Annotated in this window: 20 protein-coding genes; 8 read left to right on the forward strand and 12 right to left on the reverse strand. The window is 69.6% G+C overall.

Annotated elements, in window-relative coordinates; genetic code table 11:
* Window positions 1-6: 6 nt before the first annotated feature.
* On the reverse strand, window positions 7-360 hold the full coding sequence (locus tag F0U63_RS43025) for a hypothetical protein (protein ID WP_395840066.1): 354 nt from the start codon (window positions 358-360) through the stop codon (window positions 7-9).
* A gap of 199 nt (window positions 361-559) precedes the next feature.
* Between F0U63_RS43025 and F0U63_RS43030 the strand changes: the two genes are divergently transcribed.
* Window positions 560-1,564 carry a patatin-like phospholipase family protein gene (locus tag F0U63_RS43030; protein ID WP_395840068.1) on the forward strand — a complete coding sequence of 335 codons (1,005 nt, stop codon included), beginning with the start codon at window positions 560-562 and terminating at the stop codon, window positions 1,562-1,564.
* Window positions 1,565-1,662: 98 nt separating this feature from the next.
* Here F0U63_RS43030 and F0U63_RS43035 read toward each other — a convergent pair whose 3' ends face one another.
* Both F0U63_RS43035 and F0U63_RS43040 read right to left on the reverse strand, forming a co-directional pair.
* Window positions 1,663-2,898 carry a carbohydrate porin gene (locus tag F0U63_RS43035; protein ID WP_395840071.1) on the reverse strand — a complete coding sequence of 412 codons (1,236 nt, stop codon included), beginning with the start codon at window positions 2,896-2,898 and terminating at the stop codon, window positions 1,663-1,665.
* 556 nt (window positions 2,899-3,454) lie between these two features.
* A complete protein-coding gene (locus F0U63_RS43040) occupies window positions 3,455-3,769 on the reverse strand; it encodes a YciI family protein (protein ID WP_395840074.1) in 315 nt (104 codons plus the stop codon).
* A 311-nt stretch (window positions 3,770-4,080) separates the two neighbouring features.
* On the opposite strand from F0U63_RS43040, the gene F0U63_RS43045 reads away from it, so the two are divergent.
* The 3 genes from F0U63_RS43045 to F0U63_RS43055 all read left to right on the forward strand — a co-directional run bounded on the left by F0U63_RS43045 (window position 4,081) and on the right by F0U63_RS43055 (window position 8,993).
* Window positions 4,081-6,684, forward strand: a complete 2,604-nt coding sequence (locus tag F0U63_RS43045; RefSeq protein ID WP_395840077.1) for a protein kinase — start codon at window positions 4,081-4,083, stop codon at window positions 6,682-6,684.
* A 117-nt stretch (window positions 6,685-6,801) separates the two neighbouring features.
* Window positions 6,802-7,899 (forward strand): MbnP family protein, encoded by a 1,098-nt coding sequence (locus F0U63_RS43050; RefSeq protein WP_395840080.1) that lies wholly within the window; start codon window positions 6,802-6,804, stop codon window positions 7,897-7,899.
* A 26-nt stretch (window positions 7,900-7,925) separates the two neighbouring features.
* Complete coding sequence (locus F0U63_RS43055; protein ID WP_395840082.1) at window positions 7,926-8,993, forward strand: cytochrome-c peroxidase; 1,068 nt, start codon at window positions 7,926-7,928, stop codon at window positions 8,991-8,993.
* A gap of 4 nt (window positions 8,994-8,997) precedes the next feature.
* On the opposite strand, the gene F0U63_RS43060 is transcribed toward F0U63_RS43055, so the two are convergent.
* From F0U63_RS43060 to F0U63_RS43085, 6 genes are all read right to left on the reverse strand, one after another.
* Window positions 8,998-10,125 (reverse strand): MbnH family di-heme enzyme, encoded by a 1,128-nt coding sequence (locus F0U63_RS43060; protein ID WP_395848517.1) that lies wholly within the window; start codon window positions 10,123-10,125, stop codon window positions 8,998-9,000.
* 23 nt (window positions 10,126-10,148) lie between these two features.
* Window positions 10,149-11,015 carry an MbnP family copper-binding protein gene (locus F0U63_RS43065; protein ID WP_395840085.1) on the reverse strand — a complete coding sequence of 289 codons (867 nt, stop codon included), beginning with the start codon at window positions 11,013-11,015 and terminating at the stop codon, window positions 10,149-10,151.
* 206 nt (window positions 11,016-11,221) lie between these two features.
* A complete protein-coding gene (locus F0U63_RS43070) occupies window positions 11,222-11,977 on the reverse strand; it encodes an NlpC/P60 family protein (protein WP_395840087.1) in 756 nt (251 codons plus the stop codon).
* Between the two features lie 53 nt (window positions 11,978-12,030).
* On the reverse strand, window positions 12,031-12,639 hold the full coding sequence (locus F0U63_RS43075) for a hypothetical protein (protein WP_395840089.1): 609 nt from the start codon (window positions 12,637-12,639) through the stop codon (window positions 12,031-12,033).
* Between the two features lie 101 nt (window positions 12,640-12,740).
* On the reverse strand, window positions 12,741-13,343 hold the full coding sequence (locus F0U63_RS43080) for a DJ-1/PfpI family protein (protein ID WP_395840091.1): 603 nt from the start codon (window positions 13,341-13,343) through the stop codon (window positions 12,741-12,743).
* 58 nt (window positions 13,344-13,401) lie between these two features.
* Window positions 13,402-18,786, reverse strand: a complete 5,385-nt coding sequence (locus tag F0U63_RS43085; RefSeq protein WP_395840094.1) for a hypothetical protein — start codon at window positions 18,784-18,786, stop codon at window positions 13,402-13,404.
* Window positions 18,787-19,387: 601 nt separating this feature from the next.
* Here F0U63_RS43085 and F0U63_RS43090 point away from each other — a divergent pair.
* Window positions 19,388-20,779: a Tox-REase-5 domain-containing protein gene (locus tag F0U63_RS43090; RefSeq protein WP_395840097.1), complete on the forward strand. Its 1,392-nt coding sequence runs from the start codon at window positions 19,388-19,390 to the stop codon at window positions 20,777-20,779.
* 13 nt (window positions 20,780-20,792) lie between these two features.
* Window positions 20,793-21,536, forward strand: coding sequence for an Imm52 family immunity protein (locus F0U63_RS43095; RefSeq protein WP_395840100.1), 744 nt, complete (start codon window positions 20,793-20,795; stop codon window positions 21,534-21,536).
* A 41-nt stretch (window positions 21,537-21,577) separates the two neighbouring features.
* Here F0U63_RS43095 and argB read toward each other — a convergent pair whose 3' ends face one another.
* Complete coding sequence (gene argB / locus F0U63_RS43100) at window positions 21,578-22,426, reverse strand: acetylglutamate kinase (RefSeq protein ID WP_395840102.1); 849 nt, start codon at window positions 22,424-22,426, stop codon at window positions 21,578-21,580.
* Entirely contained in the window at window positions 22,423-23,487 is a 1,065-nt protein-coding gene (gene argC, locus F0U63_RS43105) for an N-acetyl-gamma-glutamyl-phosphate reductase (protein ID WP_395840105.1), read from the reverse strand. The genes argB and argC overlap by 4 nt, the downstream gene beginning before the upstream one ends.
* A gap of 187 nt (window positions 23,488-23,674) precedes the next feature.
* On the opposite strand from argC, the gene F0U63_RS43110 reads away from it, so the two are divergent.
* Together F0U63_RS43110 and nth are read left to right on the forward strand one after the other, a co-directional pair.
* Window positions 23,675-24,172, forward strand: a complete 498-nt coding sequence (locus F0U63_RS43110; protein WP_395840108.1) for a GNAT family N-acetyltransferase — start codon at window positions 23,675-23,677, stop codon at window positions 24,170-24,172.
* A 78-nt stretch (window positions 24,173-24,250) separates the two neighbouring features.
* Window positions 24,251-24,949 (forward strand): endonuclease III domain-containing protein, encoded by a 699-nt coding sequence (gene nth / locus F0U63_RS43115; protein WP_395840111.1) that lies wholly within the window; start codon window positions 24,251-24,253, stop codon window positions 24,947-24,949.
* A gap of 4 nt (window positions 24,950-24,953) precedes the next feature.
* On the opposite strand, the gene F0U63_RS43120 is transcribed toward nth, so the two are convergent.
* Window positions 24,954-26,225, reverse strand: a complete 1,272-nt coding sequence (locus F0U63_RS43120) for a phosphatidylserine/phosphatidylglycerophosphate/cardiolipin synthase family protein (RefSeq protein WP_395840113.1) — start codon at window positions 26,223-26,225, stop codon at window positions 24,954-24,956.
* Window positions 26,226-26,492 lie beyond the last annotated feature (267 nt).

Raw genomic sequence — 26,492 nt, forward strand, 5'->3', positions numbered from 1 at the left:
CCGGCCCTACGCGCGCAGCAGGCCGCGAACGCCGAGCACCGTGTACGCCGCCGACAGCCCCGCCATCACCGACTGGGAGATGACGGCCGCGGGCCGCTCGAGCTTCTCCCCACGCAGCAGGGCGGGGAGCTGGCGGAGGCCTCGTGCGGCCCCCAGGAAACCAAGCAGCCCGACGAGCGCCGTGCCTCCCAGCACCCAGCGCTGGGAGGACACCCGGCGCGACAGCAGGCCCAGCCCGAGCGCCGCCGTGCCGAAGCCCGCGGGGATGAGCGCCGTCTTGTGTTGTCCGCCCGTCGCGAGAAACCCGCCCACACCGAGCGTCGTCAGCAGCGAGCCATAACCCAGCGTCCAGTTCTCCATGCAGCACCTCCTCGATTCCGGATCGTCCCGGCCCGGGGAATGTGGACATGGCTCGGGCCCGCGGCTGTACGAATCCTCTGACACCTTCGTCGCGGGGTACGAATCCTCTGACACCTTCGTCGACACCTTCGTCGCGAACACCCCTGCCCCTGGGGTGGGTTTGCTCCGCGCGAGCCCACAGGGCACGATCCTCCGCCACATGACCTTGCGAAATCTCGTGTTCGAAGGTGGAGGCGTGAAGGGCATGGCCTACGTGGGCGCCCTCCAGGTGCTGGAAGCCCGGGGCCTGCTGGGTGACGTGCGCAACGTGGCGGGCACCTCGGCGGGAGCCATCACCGCGGCGCTCGTGGCGGTGGGAGCGACCGCGGAGGAGCTGAGCGCCGTCCTGGGCAGCACCGACTTCGCCACCTTCATGGATGGGCCGGGTTGGGTCTTCCGCGACACGAGCCGGCTCGTCAAACACTACGGCCTCTACGAAGGTGACGTCTTCGAGCAGTGGTGCCGGCAACAGATCGGGCAGATCACCGCGAGGGTATTGGGCGAGGCCCAACCGGATCTCACCTTCGCGCGGCTCGAGGCCCTGGCGCGGCGCGATCCAGGCCGCTTCCGCCAGCTCTTCGTGGTGACGACGAACCTGACGCGCCAGCTGCCGGAAGTGTTCTCCGCGAGCACGCGGCCAGAGGTGCCCTTGTGGCGGGCGGTGCGCATGTCCATGAGCATCCCCCTGTTCTTCGAGGCGGTGCAGTTCGAGCAGGGCGTGTACGTGGACGGGGGCGTCTCGTGGAACTACCCCATCGATCTGTTCGATGGAGTGCGGCGCCAGGCGGTGCTCGGACTGCCGGAGGTGCCTCCGGAGGTGGGCGTGAGTCCCGAGACGCTGGGCTTCTTCCTGGGCACGCGGGAGGAGATCGCCGCCGCCCGGAAGGACTGGCAGCCGCTGCCGGTGCCCATCACGGGGCTGAAGAGCTACACCCAGGCGCTCTTCAGCTTCATGTTGCACACGTCCAGCCGGCTGCACGTGGACGAGCTGGCGCTCGGGCGCACGGTGTTCATCGACAACGCGGGCGTGGGCACCACGGACTTCACCCTGTCGGATGAAAGGAAGCAGCAGTTGGTGGACAACGGGGTGCTCGCCACGACGGAATGGTTCGAGCACAACGCGGAGCGGACTCCGCCGGCGCGGGTCGTGGGGGCTGGAAACTGAGGGGAAAAGGAGCGCGGCGGACCATGGACCGCCCTCGAACTCCAGGACCACCAGGCTCGGACGCGGTCAGCGGATGAGAGCGCCGCGTCCGGACCGCATCACCACCAGGCTTCGGCCTGGAGACCCACCGAGGTGCCCGCCTTCTGGTCGCCAAAGACCTGACCCAGACGCGAGGTCGGGTCGAGGGCCAGACGAGCCGCCTCGTCCCAGATGGCGTGCGTGGCGAACAGACGGATCGTCGGACGGGAACCCGCCTCCTGGCCCGCGGACACCGCCGTCGCCAGGGTGAACTTGGTCATGTTGCGCGTGTGGCCACCGTTGTCCGGCTTGACCATGTCATGACCCACCTCGGCCAGCACGCGGAAGGGACCGATGACGCGCGTGTCGGCGCGCATGCCAACGCCGAACCACTTGTTGCCAGCGTTGCCAGCGGACTTGTTGATGCGGTACTCGGCCACACCCTCGAGGACGGTGATGCCAAGATTGGCGGACTGCTGCAGCAGGACCCGGCTGTTGCGCGTGGTCCCGAGCCAGTCCATCTTCAAGGCGACGAGCGTATTGCCACCGAGCAGGACGCCGTTCAGGGTCTGGTAGAGGCCCACGGCCAGTCCGTTGGCTTCCTGGGGGTTGGGGGTGTCCGTCTGGATGTCCTTCTTGAGCTGCATGGACGGGGTGACGTACAGGGCCAGTCCGCCATTGGGAATGACGGGGATGCTGGTCAGGCGAACGGGCACGGAGATGCGGTTGTTGCTGACGCCCCCGCGCGGGTTGAACATGGCGGCCACGCTGAGCTTGCCCACGCGCACGTCGATGTCCTCGATGCCCGCGCCATCGCCATCGTTGTTTTCCAGGAACTGGTCGTTGATGCCGGTCTGCAGACGGTTGTAGAAGCGCCGGCCCACCCACACCTTGCCATTGCCAAGCGCCGCGATGTTGGTCCCGTAGGCGTAAACCTGGCCAAAGCGGGCCACGAGCTCGTCCGTACCGCTGTCAGGGAAGACCACTCCGCCCGGCGAGCTGTAGGTTTGAAACTCCTTGCCACCCCACGCGCGATAGATGCCGGGCATGAAGTGCACATGCCAGTCGGAGCCCTCATGCGAGATGAGCCGGGCATTGAAGGTCGGCTCGATCACGTAGTCGCACTCATTGCCCAGACGCCACTTGGTATCGGCACCGGGCAACCCCATGCATACCTGCGTGCCACCTCGGACGTTGATGCCGGTGCCGGCACGCATGTAGCCCGAAAAGGTGAAGGGGAGGGGGAGCGGGTCGGCGTGGGCCGTCACAGCAACACAGGTGGCGGAGAGGGCCGCGAGCAGAGCTTTGTTCGTCATCGGGTTGTTGTTCACGAGGGGTGAGGAGTGACTGCGACAAGGAGCATATGAGAAAAAGAGGCCGGTTGTAGAGGGGTTACTTATCTTTCTCAGATTGATTTCCCCCCTCCACGTCCGAGCCCACCGCGAGCGCAAAGGCATGCCCATACCCACTGCCGCTGGAAGCGGCAGAAGGTTTGAGCGTGAAATAAAATGCCGGAACGGAAAGCGGCGACGTGCGCGGGCGGCGGACACTAGCAAGGAGCGAGCCTCGTCCGTCAAGTCCGCGGTGGCACCATCGTGCGGACGGCAGTGATTGACTCCACGCGTCACCCGCGAACCGGGAGCGTTCGCACCGGGGAAATCAAAATTTCCAACCAATACGTTCCCGAGCGCTCACGGGCCAAGAGTTCGAGAAGGAAGTGCCCGGCGGCGGAGGCCATCCCGCGCCCCGCGGATGAGCGTCGACTCCACCGCGCCCTCCACCTGATTGGCATTGCGGACACGGCTGGCGGCATCCCCCAGGTGGACGACCCGCCACGTTCCCGCCGTCGGGGCCGTGGTTTTCTTCTTGGGCTCAGGAGCCGGCGGGACGCGCCGGCCGGACGATGGCCGGGCCCATGGGCACGACCTCGTAGCGCCCCACCGCGCTGGCGGGATCGCGCTCGAGAAGGCGGCGGACCTCGTCCATCGACTCCGCCTCGAACACGGCCATCCCGAAGACACTCGCGGGGTCGAGCACCGGTCCCGCCACCACCAGCGTGCCCGCCGCGAGCTGGGCCTGGAGGAACTCGCCATGCGCGCGCATCGTGGCCTGTTCGTCGGCGGTCATGGACATCGCGAAGTCGGGACGATTCGGAACGAGGCGGGCGAAGAAGAAGCTGGAGGGCATGGGGTCATCCTTGCGTGGCGGCGACGGACACGGCGAGCCGCCGTCGTATCATGGTGGAGGAGACCCGGCCCGAGACCGGCGCGCGGGACACGGGGGCAGGCAGCAGTTGAGGAACCAGCCGCGAGCCACCCAGGCGCCGTGATCCAACGGAGAGCAGGCGCTTGCCCGTGACGCCTTCACTCCCAGTCCACGGGGAGCCCGGAAAAAGCCAGCGTCATCATCCCGTTGGCTGGAGGGCAAGCGGGGAGGCCGACAAAGGCCGCACAAGACCCCTGCCCGCGCCCCGCGTTTCCGGCGAAGATGGCGCGCCCGTGATCAACACCGGATCCCTCGTTCTCGATGATCGTTTCCGCGTCCTCAAGCTGCTCGGCACCGGGGGCATGGGCGAGGTGTACCTCGGCGAACAGGTGTCCCTGGGCCGCCGGGTGGCGATCAAGGTCCTGCACTCGGACCTGATGGTGCACCCGAGCATGATCGAGCGCTTCAAGCGCGAGGCGCGCATGCTGTCGGCCGTGGATCACCCCGCCGTGGTGCGCGTCATCGACTACGGCGAGACGGCGGCCGGCGCCTGCATCGTCATGGAGTACGTCGAGGGGGAGAACCTCTATGACGTGCTTCAGCAGGGAGCCCTGCCGCCCATGCGCGCACTGCCCCTCTTGCACCAGCTCGCCGAGGGCCTCGCGGCCATCCACGACCGGGGCATCATCCACCGCGACATCAAGCCGGAGAACGTGCTGCTCACCCGGGGGCCGCGCGGCGAACAGGCCCGGCTGCTGGACTTCGGCATCGCCCGCCTGATGGAGGCGGACAAGGCGGGCAACCTCAGTCAGGTGGGCCTCGTCGTCGGCACCCCGGAGTACCTCTCGCCCGAACAGGCGGTGGGCGCACCGGTGGACGCAAGAAGCGACCTGTATTCCTTCGGCGCGCTCGCCTACCGCATGCTCTCGGGCCAGCTCCCCTTCCCGGGCCCGAGCCCCACCCAGTACGTCGCCCAGCACGCCTCGGCCTCTCCCATGCCCCTCATCGAGGCGGCGCCCACCCTCTCCGGACATGCCCCGCTCGTCGCGCTGGTGATGCAGCTGCTGCGCAAGGATCCGCAGTTGCGGCTGCCCAGCGCGCACGCCCTGGTGGAGGCGCTCGGCGCGATGTCGGCCCCCGCCGTCCCGACGCCCTTCCCCCAGGTGTTGGCCTCGGGCACCCCCTTCCCGCCGCTCCCCAGCATCTCGCGCTTCCCCATCCCCTCCTCGACTCCACCCTCGAGCGGCACGCTCGCCTTCGCCGAGCCCGTGACGGTGGAGCAGACGGAGATCTCCCCCGCGGGGACCTCCGCCTTCGGCGGTCCACCTCCTCCGGAGGCACCCGCGCCCCGGAACGCCCGTTCGACCTCGCAGGCGCCTACCCGCGCCACGCCGGGCCGGCAGTTGCCCGAGGGCGCCGTCTCACCCTCCCGTGCGTTCACCGTCCCCTCCCCCTCCCCCCTGAACGCCGCACGCGAGGAGCCGGAGCCGGAGTCCCCCGAGCCGTCCAGCTCGGGCTCGCAGCTCGTCACCGTCGTGGGCTCCGCGTCCGGCAAGACGCGCAACCTCACGTTGATGCTCACGGACCTCCAGGACTACACCGAGCGCACCTCGCGGCAGACGCACGAGCAGAACGCGCGGATGCTGGAGACGCATGACCGGCTGCTGCTGCCCCTGGTGCGCGACTACAACGGCCGGCTGGTGCAGAAGCGCGGGGACGCGCTGCTCATCGTCTTCTCCTCACCCACCCAGGCGGTGCTCTGCGGCATGGCCATGCAGGACCGGCTGTGGCGGCACAACCAGCAGTGCGGCCCGGACGAGCGGCTGCCCGTGCGCGTCTGTCTTCACACCGGCGAGGTGCTCGTCACCCGCGACACGGTGATTGGCGAGCCGGTGGAGGTGGTCAAGGCGGTGGAGCAGGTGGCCGAGGCGGGCGACGTCGTCTTCACCGGCTCGGTGAACCTGGCGCGCACGCGGGTGGAGGGAGACTGCGAGACGTTCGGCGACGTGCCCCTGCCCGGCACGAACGAGCCGCTGCCGCTCTACCGCTGCCGCCGGGCCAGCGAGGGATTGCCTTTCGGTGGCCAGGACGAGGTGTCCATGAGGCCTCCGCTCAAGGACCGGTTGGACACCGCGATGCGGCCGGTGCTGGCGGCGCGCGACTCGGTGGTGTGGGCGGCGAAGACGGTGGTGCAGAAGAGCGGGGCCCGGGTGCGCTCCCATCCCCGCCGCGCGTTGGGCGTGGGGCTCGGCGTGTTCGTGCTGCTGGGCGTGGGCACGTTCGAGTGGGTGCGCCGCCACGAGCCCACCTACGCGGCACGCCAGCTCCTGGCCGAGGGCAAGGCCAACGAGGCCTTGAAGCTGCTGGCGGAGCTGCCCGCGGAGACGAAGAAGGAGGCCAGGGTCCTGCAGGTGCGCGCGCGGGCGCTGCACGAGGTGAACCGGCACACCGAGGAGCTCTCGACGTTGAACACCCTGGACGCGGCCTCGCGCGAGTCCCTGGACGAGGGCGTCCTGGACGGCCTCGCCGCGGACTTCGGCGAGGACGAGAACCTCAAGAGCCTGCGCAAGTTCATGGCGACGCTGTCCAAGGAGCAGGTGAAGGAGCGCTTCGAGGAGCTGGCGGAGGAGGACTTCTCGCCCAGGCAGTGGGGCGCGCTGCGCTACCTGGAGGCGATGCAGTCCACCGACGGGCTCGACCTCGTGAAGCTGTACATCCAGGCCCTGGCCTCGAAGGACTGCGCCGTGCGAGCCAGCTCGGCGCGGCGCCTGGAGGGCCTGGGCGACGCGAAGGCGGTGGCCGCGCTGGAGGAGCTGAGCCGGACGCCCCGCGTGGGCACGAAGAACTGCGGTCAGAACGAGGCGCGCAACGCCCTCGATACGCTGACGAAGAAGTAGGCTCTTCCAAAAACAGACATTTCAATCGGACCCGGGGCGGAATACCCATCCAGCCCCATCCGGCATGCGTCAACACGCCGCATTCTCCAACATGTGGCGCGGCGTATAAGCCCATGCATGCGCTCTTTCCTGTCTTCATCCTCCAGGTACGCCCGGGCCCTGCTCGTGGCGGCGATGACGGTTGTGGTGATTCCCGCGTGCGGCGGGGACAATCCCTCCCCTCCCCTCTCCACGAGTGAGCGCCAGGAACTGGAACGGCAGCTGGCCGCGCTGCAGGCCACCCTCGACGAGCTGCAGGCCCAGCTCGCCAGACATGAGCAGGACGGGGCCGCGGCACGGCAGGAAAAGGAGCAGCTGACCGCGCAGCTGGAGGACACCCGGCAACAGCTCGCCGAGGCCCGGGAGCTGTTGGCCACCCAGGACTGGGATGGGGTGCTCGTCAAGCTGGACGCGGCGAACGAGCAGGTGAGACAACTCCAGGCGCGGCTGGCCGCCACCCCGGGCAGTCTCGAGCTGAACGCCGCACTGTTCTTCGGCGACCAGCCACTCGCGCTGGACACACCCTACAGCACTCCAGAGGGGCAGTTCCTCTTCACCGAGGTGCGCTACTGGCTGTCCAATGTGACGCTCCTGAAGCAGGACGGAACACAGGTGCCGCTGCCGAACAGCTACTACCTCATCGAGGCCATCAAGGAGCAATTGGTGCATGGCTCGGCGGATGATCAACTCCACATACCGGCCAACCGCCGCGAGCGCGTCCAGGTGCCCGTGGTGCCCGCGGGCGTCTACACCGGCATCACCTTCAGCATCGGCGTGGATCCCACCTACAATGACAACCTGAGCCGCCAGGCGGGTGAGCTGCACATCCTCAAGAACATGACCTACGAGACCTGGATGTGGTTCACCAGCTACATCTTCACCAAGACGAAGGGCCAGTACGTGAAGGCCGATGGAAGCCACTCGGAGTTTGGCTGGGAGACGGGGACCAATGACAACTTCCGCACCGTGCGCTACACCTTCCCCTCGTCCGTCACGGTGAACGGCCAGAAGAGTCTGAGCGTGAACCTGCGTCTGGACACGGCGCGGCTCTTCTCCGGGCTGAACCCCCTCCACACGCCCTCGATCGGTGTCTCCGACAGCGGAGAGCGCGCCACCCTGTCCGACAACTTCGCGAAGGGCTTCTCCCTGACGTCGGTGGAGAACCCCAACCGATGAGCTGGCACGGACGCCGAGCAGGGAACGTGGCCGCATGGAACCTGATGCTGGCCCTGCTCGGCGCCTGTGGGCCAGGTCCGGAGAGCGTGCCGCCCCCGGAGGGGACCGAGGCGCCTGGACCCGTCCTTCCCCTGGGCTTCACCTCCGTGCCCGCGCCCCCGGACAACCCAACCACCCCCGAGGGCGTGGCCCTGGGGCGCTGGCTGTTCTACTCGCCCCTGCTGTCGAGCAACGGGCGCGTGTCGTGCGCCTCCTGCCACGTCCAATCCCATGCCTTCTCGCTCGATGCCTCGCTCGCGAGGATAGGCGTGAGTGGACGTCCGCTCGTGCGTCACGCCCCCTCGCTCATCAACCTCGCCTGGATGGATGGCCTCTTCTGGGATGGAGGCGCGAAGAACCTGGAGTCGCTGTCGCTCGGGCCCATCACGAACCCGGATGAGATGGGCCAGCGAGACCTGCAAGCGCTGATGGATCGGCTGGCCTCCACGCCAGAGGCCGTCCAACGCTTCGAGGCCGCGTTCGGACCCGGTGGGCCCACGCTCAGCCAGTTGCTGCGAGCGCTCGCGCAGTTCCAACGCACGCTGGTGTCGGCGCGCTCGCGCTACGATTCGTGGCGGCGAGGCGAGCCTGGAAGCGGGCTGAGTGCCCTGGAACAGGCGGGCTACGGGCTCGTGCGGACGCGGTGCACACCGTGCCACGACACGGAACTCTTCACGGACAACGCCTACCACAACAATGGCCTGGACTCCGTCTGGGGCGAGGGGGAGGACGAAACCCGGGGCCGGGGCCGGATCACGCTCAGGCCCGAGGACACGGGGCGCTACAAGACGCCCACGCTGCGCAACGTGGCGCGCTCGGCGCCCTACATGCACGATGGCCGCTTCGCCACGCTGGACGCGGTGTTGGAGCACTACCGCCGGGGCGTGGTGCCCTCGCCCACCCTGGACATCGCCCTGCGCGGGGACTCCCACCAGGCCCCCGGCCTGCCCCTGAGCGACGTGGAGAAGGCCGCCCTGCTGCTCTTCCTCGACACCTTGACGGACGAGGCCTTCCTGGGTGAGCCGGCGCTGGGAGCCCCCAGCACCGAGCCGTGACGGCTCAGGGATGAAGGGCCGGGTCCGCGAAGCGCGGGTCCGTCAGGAACTCGGTGTCCGTCAGCGCCTCCAGGAAGGCGAGCATGTCCGCCTTCTCCTCGGGCGTCAGGGTGAAGCCTCGCACGAAGCCGCTGCGCAGCGGGCTCGTCTGGCTGGAGTCGAGCATCCGGGCCCGGCCCCCCGCGGCGTAGTGGTCCAACACCTCGGAGAGCGTGGCGATGCTCCCATCGTGCATATAGGGCGCGGTGAGCGCCACGTTGCGCAGGGACGACGCGCGAAAGCTCCCCATGTCCTCGGGACGTCCCGTCAGCTCGATGAGGCCCGGGTCCGTCGCGGGATAGGCGCCCGCCCCATCCTCGTTGTACAGGCCCGTGTTGTGGAAGGGCAGCACGGCCTCGGAAGAGCCTTCATGGATCGCGGCGTCCTGGAAGTTGAAGCCCGAGTGGCAATGATTGCACTCCAGGCGCTCGGAGAAGAACAGCTCCATGCCCCGCTTGGCCGCCGGGGACAGGGCATTCACCTTGCCCCCATAGAGGTATTGATCATAGGGCGAATTGCCCGACAGCAACGTCCGCTCGAAGCTCGCCAGGGCGCGGGTGATGGACGCCAGGGACACGGGCTCGGCTTCCTCCGGGAAGGCCTCGGCGAAGCGCGCCGCGAGGTCCGGATCCGCGCGCAGGCGCGCGAGCAGCTCCTCCTCCTTGTCCGCGAAGCCCAGCTCCACCGGCTCCTTGCCGAACAAGGGAGTGAGGGCCTGGAGCTCCAGGGAGGTGAGGTTCGGGTTGGCCCAGGTGTAGCTCGTGGCATAGGCGATGTTGGCCAGGCCCTGGGCGTTGCGGCGGTGCAACTCGCCGGTACTGCCCAGGCCGTGCGTGCGCCCATCCGTGAAGGCACGTGCCTGTTCGTGGCAGGAGGCACAGGCCTGGGTGCCATTGAGCGACAGGCGCTTGTCATAGAAGAGGCGCCGGCCCAGTTGCACCTTGGCCTCCGTCATCGGGTTGTCCGCGGGAACGCGGGGAGTCGGAAAGCCCGCGGGCAACCGCCACTGATACCTCTCGGGCCCGGGCGCCGGGCGGTCGCCGCACGCGCTTCCCAGGCAAGTCAGTGCCGACAGCAAGACCCACTGCTTCATCATGAATGGCCTCATGGTCCCCCCTACTCCAGACGGATGAAGGTCTGCTTCACGGCGGCGCTGGACGGGTCACCGAACGCGAGCCCCATCCGGTTGAACACCGGCGCGCAATCCGGATCCTCCTGCTGGGACATGCACCCGATGGCGGTATTGGGCACGTTCGCGTTGACGTCCAGGTTGCTGCCCTCGAAGAGGCTCGCCAGGTCCAGCACGACCTTGCCCTGGTCCAGCACGAAGCCCTCCAGGAAGATTTCCGGGCGGTTGGGGTAGGTGCACTCGTCGTACGACTGACCGGGCACCAGGGGGGGGCACTCCGTGCTCCCCAGGTGCATGAAATAGCCCGAGCGCAGCCCCGCCGTCCGGCCCTCGATGCGGGTGAACAGGTAGCCCATACGCCAGCTCCAGAACAGACTGATGTCATTGAAGGGAGAGGGCGCGATGGAGACGTCCTGGTGGTTGAGCGACGGGGGCAGGCCGAGCTTGAAGCGCAGCCCGCGATAGTTCCCCTCGGGAACCGTGCCCACCAGGTGCGTGCGGGTCGCCGCCGTCCCGTTGGTGCACTGGCCCGACTTGTCCGCGAAGTCGAGCAGGAGCGCGCCGTCCTTCTGCCACACCCCATCGTCCGTGAGCGCGACGGGAACCTCCGTGCCGTCCTCCGAGACGAGCCGGACGTCATGGAGGAACAGGCGGAAGTCCATGGGCTCGAAGGTGGTCGCCGTGGTGCCCAGTCCCGTGTACGTGTCCCCGCAGGCGAAGGGCCGCGCTCCCACCCGGGCCTCGAAGGAGATGTCCACTGGCAGTTTCTTCTGCTCGGGTCCTTGGGTTCCACACCCCAGGGAGCAGGCGAGTGGCAGGGCAATGGCAATGAGACGCGCGGGGAATGAGTTCATGGCTGGGCACGGCTTCTACACGGCCCCCCCACGTCTGGGAACGCGGCGTATTGCCGCATGGTTTGTCCTATTACAGCCCGGCTTGCTGGCCTGGGCCCGGCGTTTGTTTTGAATTGTCTCCTACCAACTTGTCCTCACATGAGGACAAAGCCCTCGCGTCCAGTTGACTGTTCATTGTCCGGACAAATCCAGACGCGAGCTGGGGCTCAGAGCGCCGCGGGCGAGGCGAAGCCCGCGAAGAGCTCTCCCGAGAGCCACGCCCGCTGGCCCCGGGACGCGGGCCGCAGGATGTCGTTGAGGATGGAGCCGCCCTGCCCCTCCCGATGGGTGCGCGGGAAGGCGAGGTTCATGTGCGAGCGGGCGATGCCCTTGCGGCCCCGGTGGATGAAGGTGAGCGTGCCGTCGGGATCCACGCGCTCCACCACCGCGACGTGCGTCAGCCCATCGTTGCGCCGGCCATCCCGGTTGCGGTCATACGTCTCGCGGAAGAAGACCAGGTCCCCGGGCTGGGGGTTCTCGTGGAGCGCTCCCCGCGCCCGCGCGCGGCGGTAGATGGCGGACACCGCGTTCTCTCCCGACAGGAAGCCCTCGCTCACGAGGTCGATGCCCGCCTTCTGGTAGGCGAGCCGCACCAGGCCCGAGCAGTCATCCGGAACGCCCCGCGCCACCCGGCCCAGGCGGGGAATCCCCACCAGTTGCACCGCGCGCTCGACGATGGCGGCCGCGATCGCCTGGGCCCGCGCGGTGTCGGAGGCCACGGGCCGGGTGGGCTCCGGGGCGCCGGACGCCGGGGAGGCCTCCTGTCCGGACAAGGCTTCCGGCGCGAGCGTGGCGAAGGGGACCGGAACCTCGAAGGCGCTCCCGAACGCCACCCGGGGGGGGGAGGGGTCCGGCCGGCGCACGGGCCCGGAACCGGCACACGCGGCGAGAAGACACAGGGGGGCGAGAAGCAGGCGACGCATGGGGGCGGCGACCTTACCCGCGCACCTCTTGCTCGCACGCATTTTCTCTTCCGCTACTGCACCGGGACGGGAGCACGGAAGAGCGTCCCCGCGAGCCCCTCGAGCACGAGGCTCGGCTCGTCCCCGGGCGACACCCGCAGCGACGCGCGAGACCCGCCCTTGTTGTCCACGAGAAACAACCCGGGCGCCCCCTGCGCGTCGGCGCCGAGGATGGCCCGCGGACGCCCATGTCCATCCGCGAGTTCCAGGCGGGAAGAGCCATCCGGCAAGAGGGACACCGAGAAGAACTCCGTCCCCCCGAGCTGCCGGAGCGCCAGCCGCGGCGCCTCGTTCGCGTACACGGTGAGTTCCGCGAGCATGACGCCCTCGGCGGTGGCGAAGCGCAGCCGGGGCGAGCCGCCACTGTCCACGCCCAGCAGCGCCCGGGGCTGGCCCTCCGCGTCATGCAGCACCAGGCCCCCCTCGCCCCCCTCCTGCGCCGAGAGGGTCATCCGGGTGAGGCCCCGCGCATCGCGCAGGGTCAGCCGCGAGGCCACCAGTTCCCCTCCCCCGGCGGACTCCACCGGACGCCAGGCGGCCACGCCCAGCCCGAGCGCTCCGAACCCGAGCGCCGCGAAGCTCACGAGGCGTGAGCGGTGGTAGCGGCGCTCCAACTGTTCCACACGCGACTCCAGGCTCTCCATCTCGTCGAGACCTCCCGCCCCGGGGCTCCGGGTGACGAAAGGCGAACCCAACCCGGTTCGCGGCCGGACATTCCCCAGGCTCAGGTCTGCGTCCAGAAGTCCGCGGGAGGCGCCACCCCGTGCTTGAACAGCTCGTACCACTGCTTGCGGTAGCTCTCGCTGCCCAGCTTCAGGTAGTCGGCGATCTCCCGGGCGAACTCGAGGGCGCCGATGCCGGAGGCGGTGATGAGGTTGCCATCCGTCACGGCCAGACTCTGGACGTACAGCGCTTCTCCCCGGTAGCCGGGCGCCTCCTGCTTCAAGACTCCGAGGTCGTTGCTCGTATGCCGGCGCTGGTCGAGCAGCCCCTGCCGGCCGAGCGCCACGGTGGCCGCGCAGATCGCCGCGACCATCTTGCCCTGAGCGAGAAGGTCCTGGGCGAACGCGAGGACGGGCTGGTTGGCGGAGTCGTCCATCCAGAAGTCGCCTCCCGGGAGGATCAACCCGTCGATGTCCGCCGGGTACACCACATTGCGCAGGCGCGTATGGGCCACGACCCCCAACCCTCCCGCGCTGGTCACGGACGCCCCGTTCTCGGACACCACGCGGACTCCCACCCCCTTCTCTCGCAGCAGGGGCAGGATGTAGGCCGCCTCCCAATCCGCGAATCCATCCTGCACATAAAAGACGAGCGTCTTCGGCATGTGTACTTCCTCCAGGTTCGCCGGGCCCGGCCGTGGGAAGACCGGAGCCCGGCGCGCGTCACCCCTCCCAGGTGTCCATCAACGCGCGCACCCGAGCATACCGCTCCAGCAGTTCGGCGCGCTTGGCGGTGAAGAGCACCATGAATCCCACCACCCCCACGCCGAGCAGGGACAGGAAGGCGGCACCCATCCGGTGGTCACGCATGCCCGAACGCGCCAGGTTGGCGACCACACACGTCACCAGGAAGGCACTGCCCAGGTAGACATAGGAGCGGATGCGCAGCGCCACTCCCACCGCCACCCCCACCACGCACAGCAGGACACACAGCAGCATGGCCCGGCTGTCCTGGAACATGAGCGGCTTCCAGGCCCCCGCCACGTAGACGAAGGTGATGGCGAACGCTCGCAGCTTCGCCCGGGTGTCCGGCTCGAGCGCGTCCCGGAAGACCCGCAGCAACACCAGCAGGGAGAGTCCCACGGGGATGGCGTAGTACTGCGGCTCGCCCGCCCCCGTGCCCAGCCACACGAGCAACAGCGCCGCGTTGAAGGCCGCCGCCGAGACGAGCGAGCCCACTCCGCGCTGCGAGGGGTGAGCGGCCAGCGCGGCGAAGTGGGCCGCGTAGCCCACCAGCAGGGCGGCCACGTACAGGGGCTGGTGCCACGGCGCGGTGAGCAGACCCGCCAGGGGGAAGAGGAAGGCGCCCCACAACGCCGGCCGGCGGAAGGCGGGCAGCCCCGCCCCCTCGCGCTGCGCGAAGACGTAGAGGCCGGAGAAGACGACGCCGCCCCCCAGCGCCACGAGGCTGTCCGTCCCCCCCAACTCCGAGGCCAGCGCGTGCAGCCGCACCGACAGGTAGCCGAGTGACAGGGCCCCCTGCGCCAGGAACGCGGAGCCCTCGTCCTCCTCGCGCACCGCGCGGCGCACCAGGGCGAAGAAGAGCACCGTCAGCCCACCACAGGCCAGGAGTGACTCGCGCAGCGCGCCCATGGAGCCCGGCACCAGCACCAGCGAGCCAAGCACTTCCACCAGCGCCACCAGGGCGAAGCCATGTCCCACGTGGCGGCGCACACGCTCGCCCGCCACCTGGAGCGCCACCGCGGCCAGCAGCGCGCTGAGCGCCCCGAAGACCGGGAGGATGAGCACCGGACCGCGGCCCGTGGACAACACCGCGCCCACGTGCGCCATCAGCGCGTGCACGGCCACCAGCGTGGCGACCCAGCCCACCATCTCCCGCTCCCGGCGCCGGTACACCACCGCCCACGCCGAGCCCAGGCCCGCCACGAAACACGCCGCCGTCCCCGGATGCCGCAAGTCCCTCAGGCCGAACACCGCCACGAGCGACAGCACCCACCCCGCGTGGTGCAGCGCCGCCCCCATGTCCAGGTCGCGCTCGTCCAGCCACGTGCCCACCATGCACAGCACGAGCCCCGTGCCACTCAATACCGCGGGCGACCAGGGCGGCGGCACCGCCGCGACGAGCACTCCGGCCAGGAGCGCGACGGCCACGTTGGCCATCACCCGCTCGCGCGTCACCATCAACACCAGCGCGGTGAGGCCCGCAAGCAGCGCCCCGCCCGGAGACAGCCCGCCGGGGCCCTCCTCCAGCAGGTGTCGCAGCAGGGGCACCGTCAGGGCGAAGGCACCCGCGGTCCACAAGGGCTCACTCCAGGTGGAGCCCAACCCCGGGGACAGGCGCGCCGCCGCGCGCATCAGGGCGCGCTGCACGCTTCCCAACTGGCACAGGGCCGACAGGAGTGCCGCGCCCAGCGCCACTCCGGTGAAGGCCAGCTCGGCCCCGGGATACCAGCGCGCCACGGGGTGCTCGGGCGTGACGCCCAACGAGGCGCACGCGAGCGCGAGCACGGACAGGGTGAGCATCCATCCCCGCGACAGGAGGAAGGCCCCCACGCCCAGGACGCCCGCCAGCACGAGAATGGCCCCCGGCGTGGGCCCGCCGAGCAGCAGCGTCCCCACCGCGAGCACGAGCGCCCCCACCACCGACAGGGGCCGCAGCACCTCGTCCGGGGGAGCACGCAGGAAGGCCCCCAGCTTCACCGGAGCATGGTGCGTGAGCAGGCCCAGCGCGAGCAGCAGGACGATGGCCACCGGGTGCAACGGGACACAGCCCAGCAGCAGGCCCACGCCCAACCCCACGCGCACCGAGGGCCTCGGCCCGGGCAGCAGCACGAGCGAGGCCACGAGGGTGGCGAATACGGCGGGCGGTGCCCCCCACGCGAGCAGCACCGCCGCCGCCACCGCCGTCAGCGCCACCTGCATGCCGAGGGAGAGCCGCCGCACCGCCGCCTCTTCCGTGCTTCCGAGCAGGAACCGGCGGGCGCCGGGCAGGTGCTCCGCGGCGCGCACCACCCCGAGCGCGACCACCGGCAGCGCGGCCGCCCAGGCCAGGAGCTCGCGCGAGACGAGGGCGAACAGGAGGACGAACACCGGCGCGAGCGCCGCGAAGAGGGGCTCGCGGTTGGCACGTGTCCAGACGAGCGGAAGCAGCGCCGTGCCCGCGAGCACGAAGGGGACCACCGCGCCGTGGCAGGCCACGCACGCGAGGATCAGGAAGGGCATGGCGCACAGGCTCGCCATGAGCGCGAAGCGCCGCCCTCCCGCCAGGTACCGGAAGGCCGCGCGGTGCGACTCCAAGAGGCCCAGGGCGCTGAGCAGCACCGCCAGGCCCAGCGCGACGGGAGCACGGAAGGAAGCCGCCACGTACAGCAGCGGCCACAACGACGCCATGGCGACGGAGAAGGACGGGTGCAGCGAGCGCGCGGTGAACAGGGCCGAGAGCGCCACGAGCACCACGTCTCCACCGGTCCACGAGCCCCCCCGCGACATGGCGGCGAGCACCGGGAAGACCACGGACAGCAGGCCCGCGAGGACGGTGCTCGGCACGGTGCTCGCGCCCCGGCCCTGACGCGCGGCGATCACCGAGGCCCCCAGCGACCACGGGACGAAGAGACACAGCGACAAGGTCGGCGTCATCCAGGGCCACGTGTCCAATGGCCCCACCCGGGGCAGGAGCGCGAAGGCCGCGAGGAGCACCGCGAGCGGACGCACCCAGGGCAGCACCCGCGAGGCCACGCCCACCGCCGCGGCCGACAGGAGGATGATGACGCCGAACCAGGGCACGCCCAGTGCCAGGCCCCAACCGAACGCCAGCACGGCATGGGCGACGCCCGACGCGCCGAGCAGCCGCGCCCGGCCCCCACGCTCGCCCAGGAAGGCGAGACCCAGCGCCGACACGGCGAGCGCCAGGGGCACCCACTCGCTTCCCACCAGACTGGCGAGCTTGGGCACCACGGCCGCGGCGGCGAAGGCCGCGACGGCGAACAGGTAGGGATTGGCGAGGTTCCACGCCACCAGGAGCATCGCGGCGCCGCTGAGCGCCAGGCCCACCACCGCCCCCCCGTGCGCTCCCGCCTGGAGCGCGTCCACGAAGCCCGACAGCGCGAGCCAGCCAGCCGCGGCGTTGTAGACGTGCCGGGCGCGCGGCGCACAGACGAGCGGCAGGGCCGCGAACACGAGCGCTCCCCCTCCGCACACCATCGAGGCCCCGGAAGCGCTCCAGAGACCAAACGCGGAGCCCGACAGGAAGACGCTGAGCGCGGCACCGACGACGGACAGGTACAGGCGCTCGAGGCGTTCACCCGCGGCCACGCACAGCACCATCAACGCCAGCGTGCTCCAGAAGACGAGGCGGAACTCCAGGGACACGCACCCCAGGAGCACCAGCAGGGGGCTGGCGATGGCGGTGGAGCGCAGCAGCACCTCGGCGCTCGCCGCGTCCCGCTCCGAGGAAGTCCGCGCGGCGCGGGACGACAGCCAGCCCGCGAGCAGGGTGCCCGCGAGCACGAAGGGCAGGGCCGTAACGGTGCGCAGGGACCAGGGCCAGTCGAGGTGGGCGCGGAGGGCGCCGGGCAGCACCTGGTCCACGGAGGTGTAGACGAGGTAGGCGCCCGCGTAGGTGGGGTAGAGCCAGCGCACGCGGTGCGGCGAGCCCCGGGACAGCTCGAGCACCGTCCAGGTGGAGATGGCCGCGGTGAGGAAGAAGGCCGGAGCCGAGCCCGTGGCCGCGAGCACGAGACAGCCCACCTGGAGGGAGGCGACGCCCACGGAGAGCGAATCCGCGGCCTCCTCGGGCGGCAACGGGCGGAAGCGCGGACAGGTGGCGAGGAGGACGGCGAGGAAGGGCGCGTAGCTGCCCAGGGCGGGGGGCGTGCCGCTAGCGGCGAGCGCCACGTGCAGACGCACCGCGTAGAGCAGCAGCAGGTAGGAAGGAGCCGCCAGCGTGAAGGCGAGGGCCCGGCTCGTGCGGGGCGCGGGGACGGGCTGGCGCGCGAGGAGGGCGAAGAGGACGCAGGGCAGCAGATCGAACCAGACGGCGGAGGTACCCAGGCGCGCGGCGAGCGGCGCGAGTCCCATCATCCACGTGGTGCCAACGAGCGCCCCCTGGAGGAGGGGACGCGAGGGCACATCGAAGGACTCGGCGGGCTTGCGCACGAGCGCGGCGGCCGCCACGGACCAGCCCACGAGCAGGGGGAGCAGGAGGTAGAGCGGAATGCCGTCGAGGCTGAGGCTGTCGAGCGGCCCCAGGGCGAGGCCCGCGAGGGGACCGACCGCGGCGCCAATGAGACCGAGGATGCGGCCGGCGCTGGCCAGGGCCTCCCGTCGAGCGAGCAATGCGCCACAGATGGAGAAGGCGGCGGAGTAGCCCGCGGTCATGCCGAAGACGACGAGGGAGCGCGAGACGGAGGTGAGCCCGGCCCAGCTATCGAAGGCGAGGTAGAGCGAGCCGGCGACGATGAGGAAGGCGCCGATGAACCAACCGATGCTCTCGTAGAGGAAGGGCCGCCAGACGGTGTCCCAGGTGGAGACCTCTTCCACCAGGCGCGCGGTGGGGGAGCGGCGAACGGGAGCGTCGAAGAGAGGCTCGGTGACGACGGGAGGAAGGGGAGCCAACTCCTCTTCTTCCTCTTCCTCCTCCTCGGGCTTGGAGAAGAACGTCTCCGGCTCGGGCTTGGAGAAGGACATCTTCGGCGCGGGCAACGCCTCCGCTGGAGAGGCCTGCGTCGCGGCGAGGAGCGGGTTCTCCGGGCTCTCTCCGGTGACGATCAAGGAAGGCGAAGGTTGCGCGACGGGCGGAGCAAGGGCCTCGGCGGAGAGTGCTACCTGCTGTGGAGCCTCGATGGAGGCGGGCACCACGACCGGAGCAGCGGTCTCGACAGGGGCCCCTTGGACGGGAGCGGGCACGGCGACCGGAGCAGTCTCCGCGAGCACGAGGTCGAGGATGCGCACCTGACGCTCGTAGCGCTGGGTGAGGTAGTTGCGCGTCCCCTTGGGCACCGAGGAGGTGTCCCAGTGAGGCAACTCACCGAGGAGGAAACGGATGTGGGCAAGCTCTTGCTCCAGCGCTTCGCGGGAGCGTGCGGTCATCGGCTTGCCGCATGCCGCACAGAGCTGGCCACCCAGGCGCTCCTGTCGGCAGGACGAACAGTACATGGTGGGACGTCCTCGAAGATGTGCGCCCGGGCGGCACCGCATCATGCGGCGGGGCGGGCTGGGCGAGCAGCCTACCTCACCCACCACTCCGGACGCATGGACGTCCCCTCGCCACGCGAAAAGGCGACCGCGCGCACCTCTAACCGCGCGGGAAGGCCGTCCCCTGGCTCCCAGGCCGTTCGGCCTCGCGCAGGAGCGCCGTGCGGGAGTTTCTTGGCTAGGCGGGTCTCATCGCGTGGCCGAAACCCGCGGAAGAGTGAGGCTGTCTCCACGCTGAGGAGGTGTCAGGGGAGGGGACTACCCTTTTGGAGCGGTACGACCAACGGGGGCAGTCATGTTGCCGTCAACGACTCGCGGGCTCGTTTCCGGGAGAGAACCTGGCGCGCAGGTGGGTTGCCGTGAGGCGCTGCTGGCCCTGGCCGCCGTCGTTCTTCTGACAGGGTGTGCCACGGGCTCTCCGCGCGGAAGCCTGACCACGGGCATTGGTCTTCACTCGCGGGTCCCCTCGTTTCGAGAAGACTTCGCAACTCGGCGTTTGGAGTCCATTGCCGCCCCCGGAGAGGCGGTGGGAGGCTCCGGCGGATTCTTCGAGGACACGGCGGACCCTTTCCAGGCGGTGCAGGAAGCCAGTGGTGTCGGGGAAGAAGCCCGGCACCCGGCGGGCGCGGCGCTCTACCAGCAGCAGGCACGCCAGCTCCTGGGTCAGTTGCTCAGGACGCCCGTGACCTACCGGAACTTCGCTCCGCGCCGGATGCTGTGCTGGTTGTTGCACGAGGTGCTCGCAGGCGGTGAGCGCGTGGAGTACGCCGACTTGAAGTGGCGTGCCGAGCGCTTCTGGCCACTGGTGATGGTGCGTCCGGACGGCTACCTGGTGACCGCGCTCACCGGCACGCCCTTGCAGCGCATGGGGCAGCTCCAACTGGTGGAGGACCAGTGGCGGGTGGGACGCCTCGTGGTGGGCGACTTCTACTTCTCGCGAGGCGGCGTCTTCTATCCGGTGAACGAGGCTTTGAGGCGTGTGGACGTCCCTCCCCTGGCCGAACTGGGTCTGGGCAAGGACTGGCTCAACTCCGCGCTCGATGGGGCCCAAGTCGCCCTGGGGGAGATGGTGGTGGCTTTGGCCCAGTCGCTCCTCCACCCCATTCGCACCGTGGAGGATCTGGCCCAACTGCCCACCACGGTAGCGGGCCTCATCGCTTCCTCGCCGGAGTACTTCGCGCGCTACGGGGCCATGTCCCGGGAGGACCAGATACGCGAGGCGGCGCGCCTGTCCACGCACGTGCTCATGCTGCTCGGAGGAGCGGAAGCCACGGTGGGGCGCATGGGCGGGTGGGGGGCGCAACTGCCGGTGTTGTCACTCACGTCCAGGGGAGAACTGGTGCTGGGCGGCACCGCCCTGGGCGCCGCGACCGCCACTGCGAGCATGTCCCTGGGAGACCTATCCCTCCTCTACATGGCGGGAAAAGGGCAGGGACGCACCGGAGGCACGAGTGGAAAGAAGGGGAAGTCCGCCCAAACGACCGTGACGAAGGGGCCGGGCAAGTGGACGTACAAGAAGCCCACGACCGAGTCCCAGCGGGCCCGTGAGTACCAGGAACAGATAACGGGACGGCCCGCGTGGTGGGTGTACATGATTGGGGAATTGGAGTTCGATGGCATCCGGGGCAAGGAACTGCTGGAAGCCAAGGGCCCCGGTTACAGCTCCTTCTTCAACCCGGATGGCACCCCCAAGCACTGGTACAGGAACTCAGGGAAGTACAACCAGATGATGGAACAAGCTGAGAACCAGTCGAAGGTGGCTCGAAAGCTGGGGTTATCGCTGACGTGGCATGTCGCCGATGCCAAGGTGGCGGAATTCCTTCGTCAGGAATTCATGACCGAAGGGTGGGACAACATCAGCGTCCAATATACGCCACCAAAGTGGTAGGGGAGCGGCAGGTATGCAGGAGAGATACTACGTGGGGGCGTACTGGGGACCGCGCCAGGAGACGGCGCTGGAGTGTGCACGGCGCGCGGAACTCTTCTTCCATATGCTGGCGCGGTGTGACCCGTCCTTTGCCCAATGGTACAGGGCGGGCCGAGGCTTCCCCCGCGAGTTGCCAGGCCATCCTGTAGACACGGAGGTGGAGGCACTGGAGAAGTGGCTCCTTCGGGGCAGGAATCGCACGGACGTTGGTAAGCATGTCATCGAGGATCTGGGCTTTCGCCAGACGATGTGGAATGCGAAGAAGGAGGCCACGGAACTCAACATTTCCTGCGGTAAATACTCTCCTTGGGGCGGCCCCAACTCCTGCCTGCTGAAAGTGACCCGTGAGAGCCCGATACGGGAGAGGCTCCTGAGTGTCTCGGTCCTGGCCGAAGTGCTCACCGCCATGGCCACGGCGTGGGACCCGGACTTCGCCATGGCCAGCTCATCGGAGATGGTGGACCTGTTGGAGAAGCGAGGGTTCGAGGTAAGGGTGGGCTGGCTGACGTACCTGTCGCGCCGCCGGGGCCGGCTGCCACCGCTGCCCGCGCCCGTGCGCATCGAGCCGGTGGGGACGCTGGGATGGCTGCTCGTGCTGTCCCCCGAGCCCATGACGGCGAGCAACCCCGAGCACGTGGCGGTCACCAGCCGCGTGCGTGAGCTGCTTGACCGGGCAGGCCTCATCTCGTGGCCGAGACCCGAGCCCGAGGGGGAGTGACAATGCCGAGGCGCTATTAGAGGACGGGCGCGAACCTTCCCTCAACCGCGCAGGAAGGCCGTCCCCTGGCTCCCAGGGCGCTCGGCCTCGTGCAGGAGCGCCTCCGCGGGCGAGATGCCCACGATGTGGATGGCCTCGATGCCCTCCTCGAGCATCTCCAGGCTCTCCTCCACCTTGGGAATCATGCCGCCCTGGATGACGCCGGAGGCGATCTTCTCGCGCGCCTGGGCCGGCGTGAGCGTGGGCAGCCGCGTGGACGGGTCATCCTTGTTGGCGAGCACCCCGGGCACGTTGGACACGAGGAAGAGCTTGGCCGCCCCGAGCTTCGCGGCCACGCGGGTGGCCACCGTGTCCGCGTTGATGTTGAAGGGCTGCCCCCGGGCATCTCCCGCGAGCGAGCCGAGCACCGGAACGAAGCCCGCGTCGGACAGGCGCCGCAAGGCATCCACATCCACGCCCACCACGTCTCCCACGAGCCCCAGGTCCACCGGCTCGGGGCCCGCGCCGCTCATGACCTTGGGCGGTCGGCGCTCGGCGGTGATGAGCCCGGCGGACATGCCCGTGGTGCACAGCGCCGGCACCCCGGCGAGCCGGAAGGCACTGGCCACGTCCACGGACACCTGACCCGCCAGCGACATCTTCATCACCTCGAGCGTGGCCTCGTCCGTGTAGCGCCGCCCGGCCACCATCCTCGGCTGCAACCCGAGCTTCTTCTGCAGCTCGGTGGCCTGCGGCCCGCCGCCATGGATGACGGCCACGCGGATGCCCGCGTCGAGGAAGGCCCGCACCGCGGCCCCCACGCTCGCGGCGAGCCTCGGCCGGTCCTGCGCCAGCTCGCCGCCAATCTTCACCACGAACCACCGCCCGCGAAAGTCGTTCAATCCGCTCACGGCCACAGCCCCGGCTCGGTGAGCGTGAGGCGCTCGTCGAAGCCCATCATGATGTTGAAGCTCTGGATGGACTGGCCCGCCCCACCCTTCACCAGGTTGTCCAGCGCGGAGAAGCACACCACGCGGCGCGTGGCGCCCGTCACCGGACCCAGCGTGAAGCCCACCTCCACGTAGTTGCTGCCCGCCACGCCGATGACTTCGGGCTGGCGGCTCCCGCTGATGACGCGGATGAAGGGCTCGTTGCCGTAGGCGCTCTTCCACGCCGCGGTGAGCTGCTCCTGGGTGGTGGCGGCGGGCACCTCGGCGAAGGACGTGGCGAAGATGCCGCGCGGCAGCGGCGCCGACACCGGCACGAACTCCAGGGACGTCTCCGGGTGGGCCCCCGCGATGCGCAGGGACTGGAGGATCTCCGGGACGTGCTGGTGCTCCAGCGGCTTGTAGGTGCGCAGGTTCGACGCGCGCAGCGGATGGTGGGTGGTGATCTGAGGGTTGGCGCCGCTTCCCGACGAGCCCGTGGCCGCCACCGTGTGGATGGGGCCGGAGAGCAGGCCCGCGCGCGCCAGCGGCATCAGCCCGAGCGCGATGGTGGTGGCGAAGCACCCGGGGCTCGCGATGTAGCGCGCCTTGCGGATGGACTCGCGGTTGAGCTCCGGCAGGCCGTAGGTGAAGGCACCGTCGGTGAGCATCTGGGGCGCCGGGTGCTCCACGCCGTAGTACTTCGCGTAGGCGGCCGCGTCGCGCAGGCGGAAGTCACCCGACAGGTCCACGATGCGCACGCCCGAGTTGATGATGTCGAGCACCACCTTGGCGGTGGTCTTGTGGGGCATGGCCAGGAAGGCCACGTCCGCGCCGGCCACGGCCTGTGCGGCGGGCATCTCCTGGAAGGTGAGCTCGGTGAGCCCGGCGAGGTTGAAGTGGACGTCGCCCACCTTCTTGCCGACGTTGTCCACCGAGGTGATGCGCACCACCTCCACATGCGGGTGGAAGAGGAGCCGGCGGAGGATCTCGGATCCCCCGTAGCCGGTCCCTCCGATAAGGACTGCCTTGACCTTGTTGGCCATGTGCGATGTCTCCGCGTTGGACTTCCCCGCTGGGTGTATAGGGGCGCGCTGCCCGGGAAATCCACCTCGCCGCGCTGACGCGATGGGCCACGCCGCGCCCTCCTTCCGCGAGCAGGCGGCCAGGGAACACTCCGGCGGCGCGGGAACGCTGGCCTCTGAACAAAGGTCATGGAACGGTAGCGGCACCATGAGCACTCAGTGGAGAACACGTCCCATCGAGCCCCGCGACGACGCCCAGATGGCCTCGGTCATCCGCGAGGTCATGCCCGAGTTCGGCGCCGACGGTCCGGGCTTCGCCCTCCACGATCCGGAAGTCGACGGCCTGAGCGCGGCCTACGCGGTGCCGGGGCGGGCCTATTGGGTGGTGGTGGACGAGGCGGATCGGGTGATGGGCGGCGGAGGAATCGCGCCCCTGGATGGAGGCGTGCCCGGCGTCTGCGAGCTGCGCAAGATGTACTTCCGCCCCCAGGTCCGGGGACGCGGCGTGGGCGAGCAGTTGCTGCGCCAGTGCCTGGCCTTCGCCCGGCAAGCGGGCTACCAGACGTGCTACCTGGAGACCCTGGCGGGCATGACCCAGGCCCAGAAGCTCTACCAGCGCCTGGGCTTCCAACCCCTGTCCGCGCCCATGGGAGCCACGGGGCACTTCGGGTGCGATCGCTGGTACGCGCTCGACCTGCGCGGGTGAGCCGGACAACCGCCCGGGTCACCTCTTCCACTCGACGTCTGGCGTCACCATCTTCCCTGGGGAAAGGGAAGGTGGCGCATGGAACAACCGGGCCTCGGTTCCTCACCGGGCACGCACAAGCAGCCCTTCGACATCGAGTCCGTGCTGGAGCGGGTGCGTGGAGCCATCCAGGGCCACGCGGCCGCCGCCATGTTCGAGCTGGCCGGGCGCGGCCACGCGAGCCTCTTCGAGCAGCTCGTGGCCTGCATCCTGTCCATCCGCACGCGCGACGAGGTGTCCCTGCCCGTCGCGCTGCGCCTGCTGTCCACGGCCCGCACGCCCGAGGCGATGCGGCGGCTGGGCACCGGGCGCCTCGAGGCCCTCATCCATCCGGTGACGTTCCCCGAGCCCAAGGCGCGGACGATCCACGACATCGCGGTGCGCACGGTGGAGGAATTCGGAGGAGAGCTGCCGGCGGACGCGCGGGTGCTCCAGTCCTTCAAGGGCGTGGGCCCCAAGTGCGCGCACCTGGCGTTGGGCATTGCCTCGGGCCAGACGTACATCAGCGTGGACGTGCACGTGCACCGGGTGACCAACCGCTGGGGCTACGTGCGCACGCGCTCGCCCGAGCAGACCCTCGCCGCGCTGGAGGCGAAGCTGCCCCGGGCCCACTGGGTGGAGCTCAACCGGCTGCTCGTTCCCTTCGGCAAGCACGTATGCACCGGGACCCGGCCCCGGTGCTCCACCTGCCCCGTCCTGTCCATGTGCCAGCAGGTGGGCGTGAGCACCCACCGGTGAGCCGTCAGCGATCCGCCGCGAGCAGTTGCGTCACCCGCCGCGCGAAGCGCCGCCACGGGTTGGTGCGGCCCCGGCGCTGGAGGGTGATCTCCTCCGCGCACTCCATGTCCTGCGCCCAGGTTTCTTCCAGGTGGGACGCCAGGCGCCGGTCCGCCACCACGAGCGAGCCCTCGCGCATGCGGTGCAGCGACAGGGCATCCATGTTCGTCGAGCCCACCACGCTCAACCAGTCGTCCGCGAGCACCGTCTTGGAGTGCAGCATGGAGGGCTGGTACTCCCAGATGCGGATGCCGCCCTCGAGCAGCTTCTCGTAGGTGGCGCGCTGCGAGGCGCGGACGATCCGCCAGTCATGCACCGGCCCCGCCGCGAGCACGCGCACGTCCACCCCCTGCTTCCGCTTCTCCAGGAGCTGGTCGAGGATGGCATTGGGCGGCGTGAAGTAGGCATTGGAGATCCACAGCCGCTCGCGCGCGGCGGCGAAGACCATGCGCAGCATGCGCTCGGCGTCGGAAATGCCAGACACGCCCGCGCTCTCCACGAACGCCGCGTGCGCCTCCCCTCCCCAGGGGACTCGCGGAAAGCAGCTCTCCGGCAGCAGCGCCCCGCCGCACTCCTGCCACGAGCGCGCGAAGGCCAGCTGCATCTCGCGCACCGTGGGCCCCTCCACGCGCACGTTGGTATCGCGCCACTCCTCGGGGCACTGGCCATCTCCCTGCCAGGACTTCCAGATGCCGAAGCCCCCCGTGAACCCCACCTTCCCGTCCACGATGACGAGCTTGTGGTGGGTGCGCCCGAAGAGCCGGCCCAGCCACCGGCCCGACAGCGGCCGGAAGTAGTGCACCTCGACGCCCCCCTCGCGCAGGCGCTGCTCCACTCGCGGATTGAAGTCGTGCTCGCCATTCACCTCCTCGCTGCCCACCGGATCCACGATGACCCGGCACGCCACCCCCGCCCGCGCCCGCTCGCACAACGCCTCGACAATCCGATCCGACGGCTCACTCGGCCGCCAGATGAAGACGAGGATGTGCACCGACTCGGTCGCCTGGCGGATGGTCTCGCAGATCTGATCGAAGATGACGCCGTTCTTCACCAGCTCCACGCCGTGCCCCGGCTCCATCCGCAGGCGCGTGGACTGATAGAGCGCATGGTTGAAGGCCTCGAACCCCGGGGGCAGCACCACCGGCCCCCGCATCTCGTGCAGTTCGTTGCCCGTGTCGGGCGCTTCCCAGCGCGCCGCAGTCGAGGCCGCGGCAGATGATGAGGTGTCCAGTTCCATGGCCGGGTGAAGCTATGAACGTCTCCCCAGCCCGGAAGCCCACCCCGCCCCTCTTCCGATGGGCAAGTGTGCGAGCAGGCACGACATGTTGTCCGCACCCCCCGTCTCCTTCCTTCCTCCGAGCGTGAACAGTTTCCCGGCTCGCTTGAATTTCACGGTATCATTGACAAACCGGGTGATTTGATTGTTCAATGGGAGCATGGTTGTTCGCCAGGGCGGCACTCCAAACGGTTGGAGGCCAGGACCCGGCGTTCTTCAGCTGGAGTG

The sequence above is a fragment of the Cystobacter fuscus genome (genome assembly GCF_044360685.1).
Classification (GTDB): Bacteria; Myxococcota; Myxococcia; order Myxococcales; family Myxococcaceae; genus Cystobacter; species Cystobacter fuscus_C.

Excerpts from the sequence above, each read along its gene's own strand:
- F0U63_RS43025 (WP_395840066.1), bottom strand. The coding sequence starts at position 360 with ATGGAGAACTGGACGCTGGGTTATGGCTCGCTGCTGACGACGCTCGGT.
- F0U63_RS43030 (WP_395840068.1), top strand. The coding sequence starts at position 560 with ATGACCTTGCGAAATCTCGTGTTCGAAGGTGGAGGCGTGAAGGGCATG.
- F0U63_RS43035 (WP_395840071.1), bottom strand. The coding sequence starts at position 2,898 with ATGACGAACAAAGCTCTGCTCGCGGCCCTCTCCGCCACCTGTGTTGCT.
- F0U63_RS43040 (WP_395840074.1), bottom strand. The coding sequence starts at position 3,769 with ATGCCCTCCAGCTTCTTCTTCGCCCGCCTCGTTCCGAATCGTCCCGAC.
- F0U63_RS43050 (WP_395840080.1), top strand. The coding sequence starts at position 6,802 with ATGCGCTCTTTCCTGTCTTCATCCTCCAGGTACGCCCGGGCCCTGCTC.
- F0U63_RS43060 (WP_395848517.1), bottom strand. The coding sequence starts at position 10,125 with ATGAAGCAGTGGGTCTTGCTGTCGGCACTGACTTGCCTGGGAAGCGCG.
- F0U63_RS43065 (WP_395840085.1), bottom strand. The coding sequence starts at position 11,015 with ATGAACTCATTCCCCGCGCGTCTCATTGCCATTGCCCTGCCACTCGCC.
- F0U63_RS43070 (WP_395840087.1), bottom strand. The coding sequence starts at position 11,977 with ATGCGTCGCCTGCTTCTCGCCCCCCTGTGTCTTCTCGCCGCGTGTGCC.
- F0U63_RS43080 (WP_395840091.1), bottom strand. The coding sequence starts at position 13,343 with ATGCCGAAGACGCTCGTCTTTTATGTGCAGGATGGATTCGCGGATTGG.
- F0U63_RS43085 (WP_395840094.1), bottom strand. The coding sequence starts at position 18,786 with ATGACCGCACGCTCCCGCGAAGCGCTGGAGCAAGAGCTTGCCCACATC.
- F0U63_RS43095 (WP_395840100.1), top strand. The coding sequence starts at position 20,793 with ATGCAGGAGAGATACTACGTGGGGGCGTACTGGGGACCGCGCCAGGAG.
- argC (WP_395840105.1), bottom strand. The coding sequence starts at position 23,487 with ATGGCCAACAAGGTCAAGGCAGTCCTTATCGGAGGGACCGGCTACGGG.
- F0U63_RS43110 (WP_395840108.1), top strand. The coding sequence starts at position 23,675 with ATGAGCACTCAGTGGAGAACACGTCCCATCGAGCCCCGCGACGACGCC.
- nth (WP_395840111.1), top strand. The coding sequence starts at position 24,251 with ATGGAACAACCGGGCCTCGGTTCCTCACCGGGCACGCACAAGCAGCCC.
- F0U63_RS43120 (WP_395840113.1), bottom strand. The coding sequence starts at position 26,225 with ATGGAACTGGACACCTCATCATCTGCCGCGGCCTCGACTGCGGCGCGC.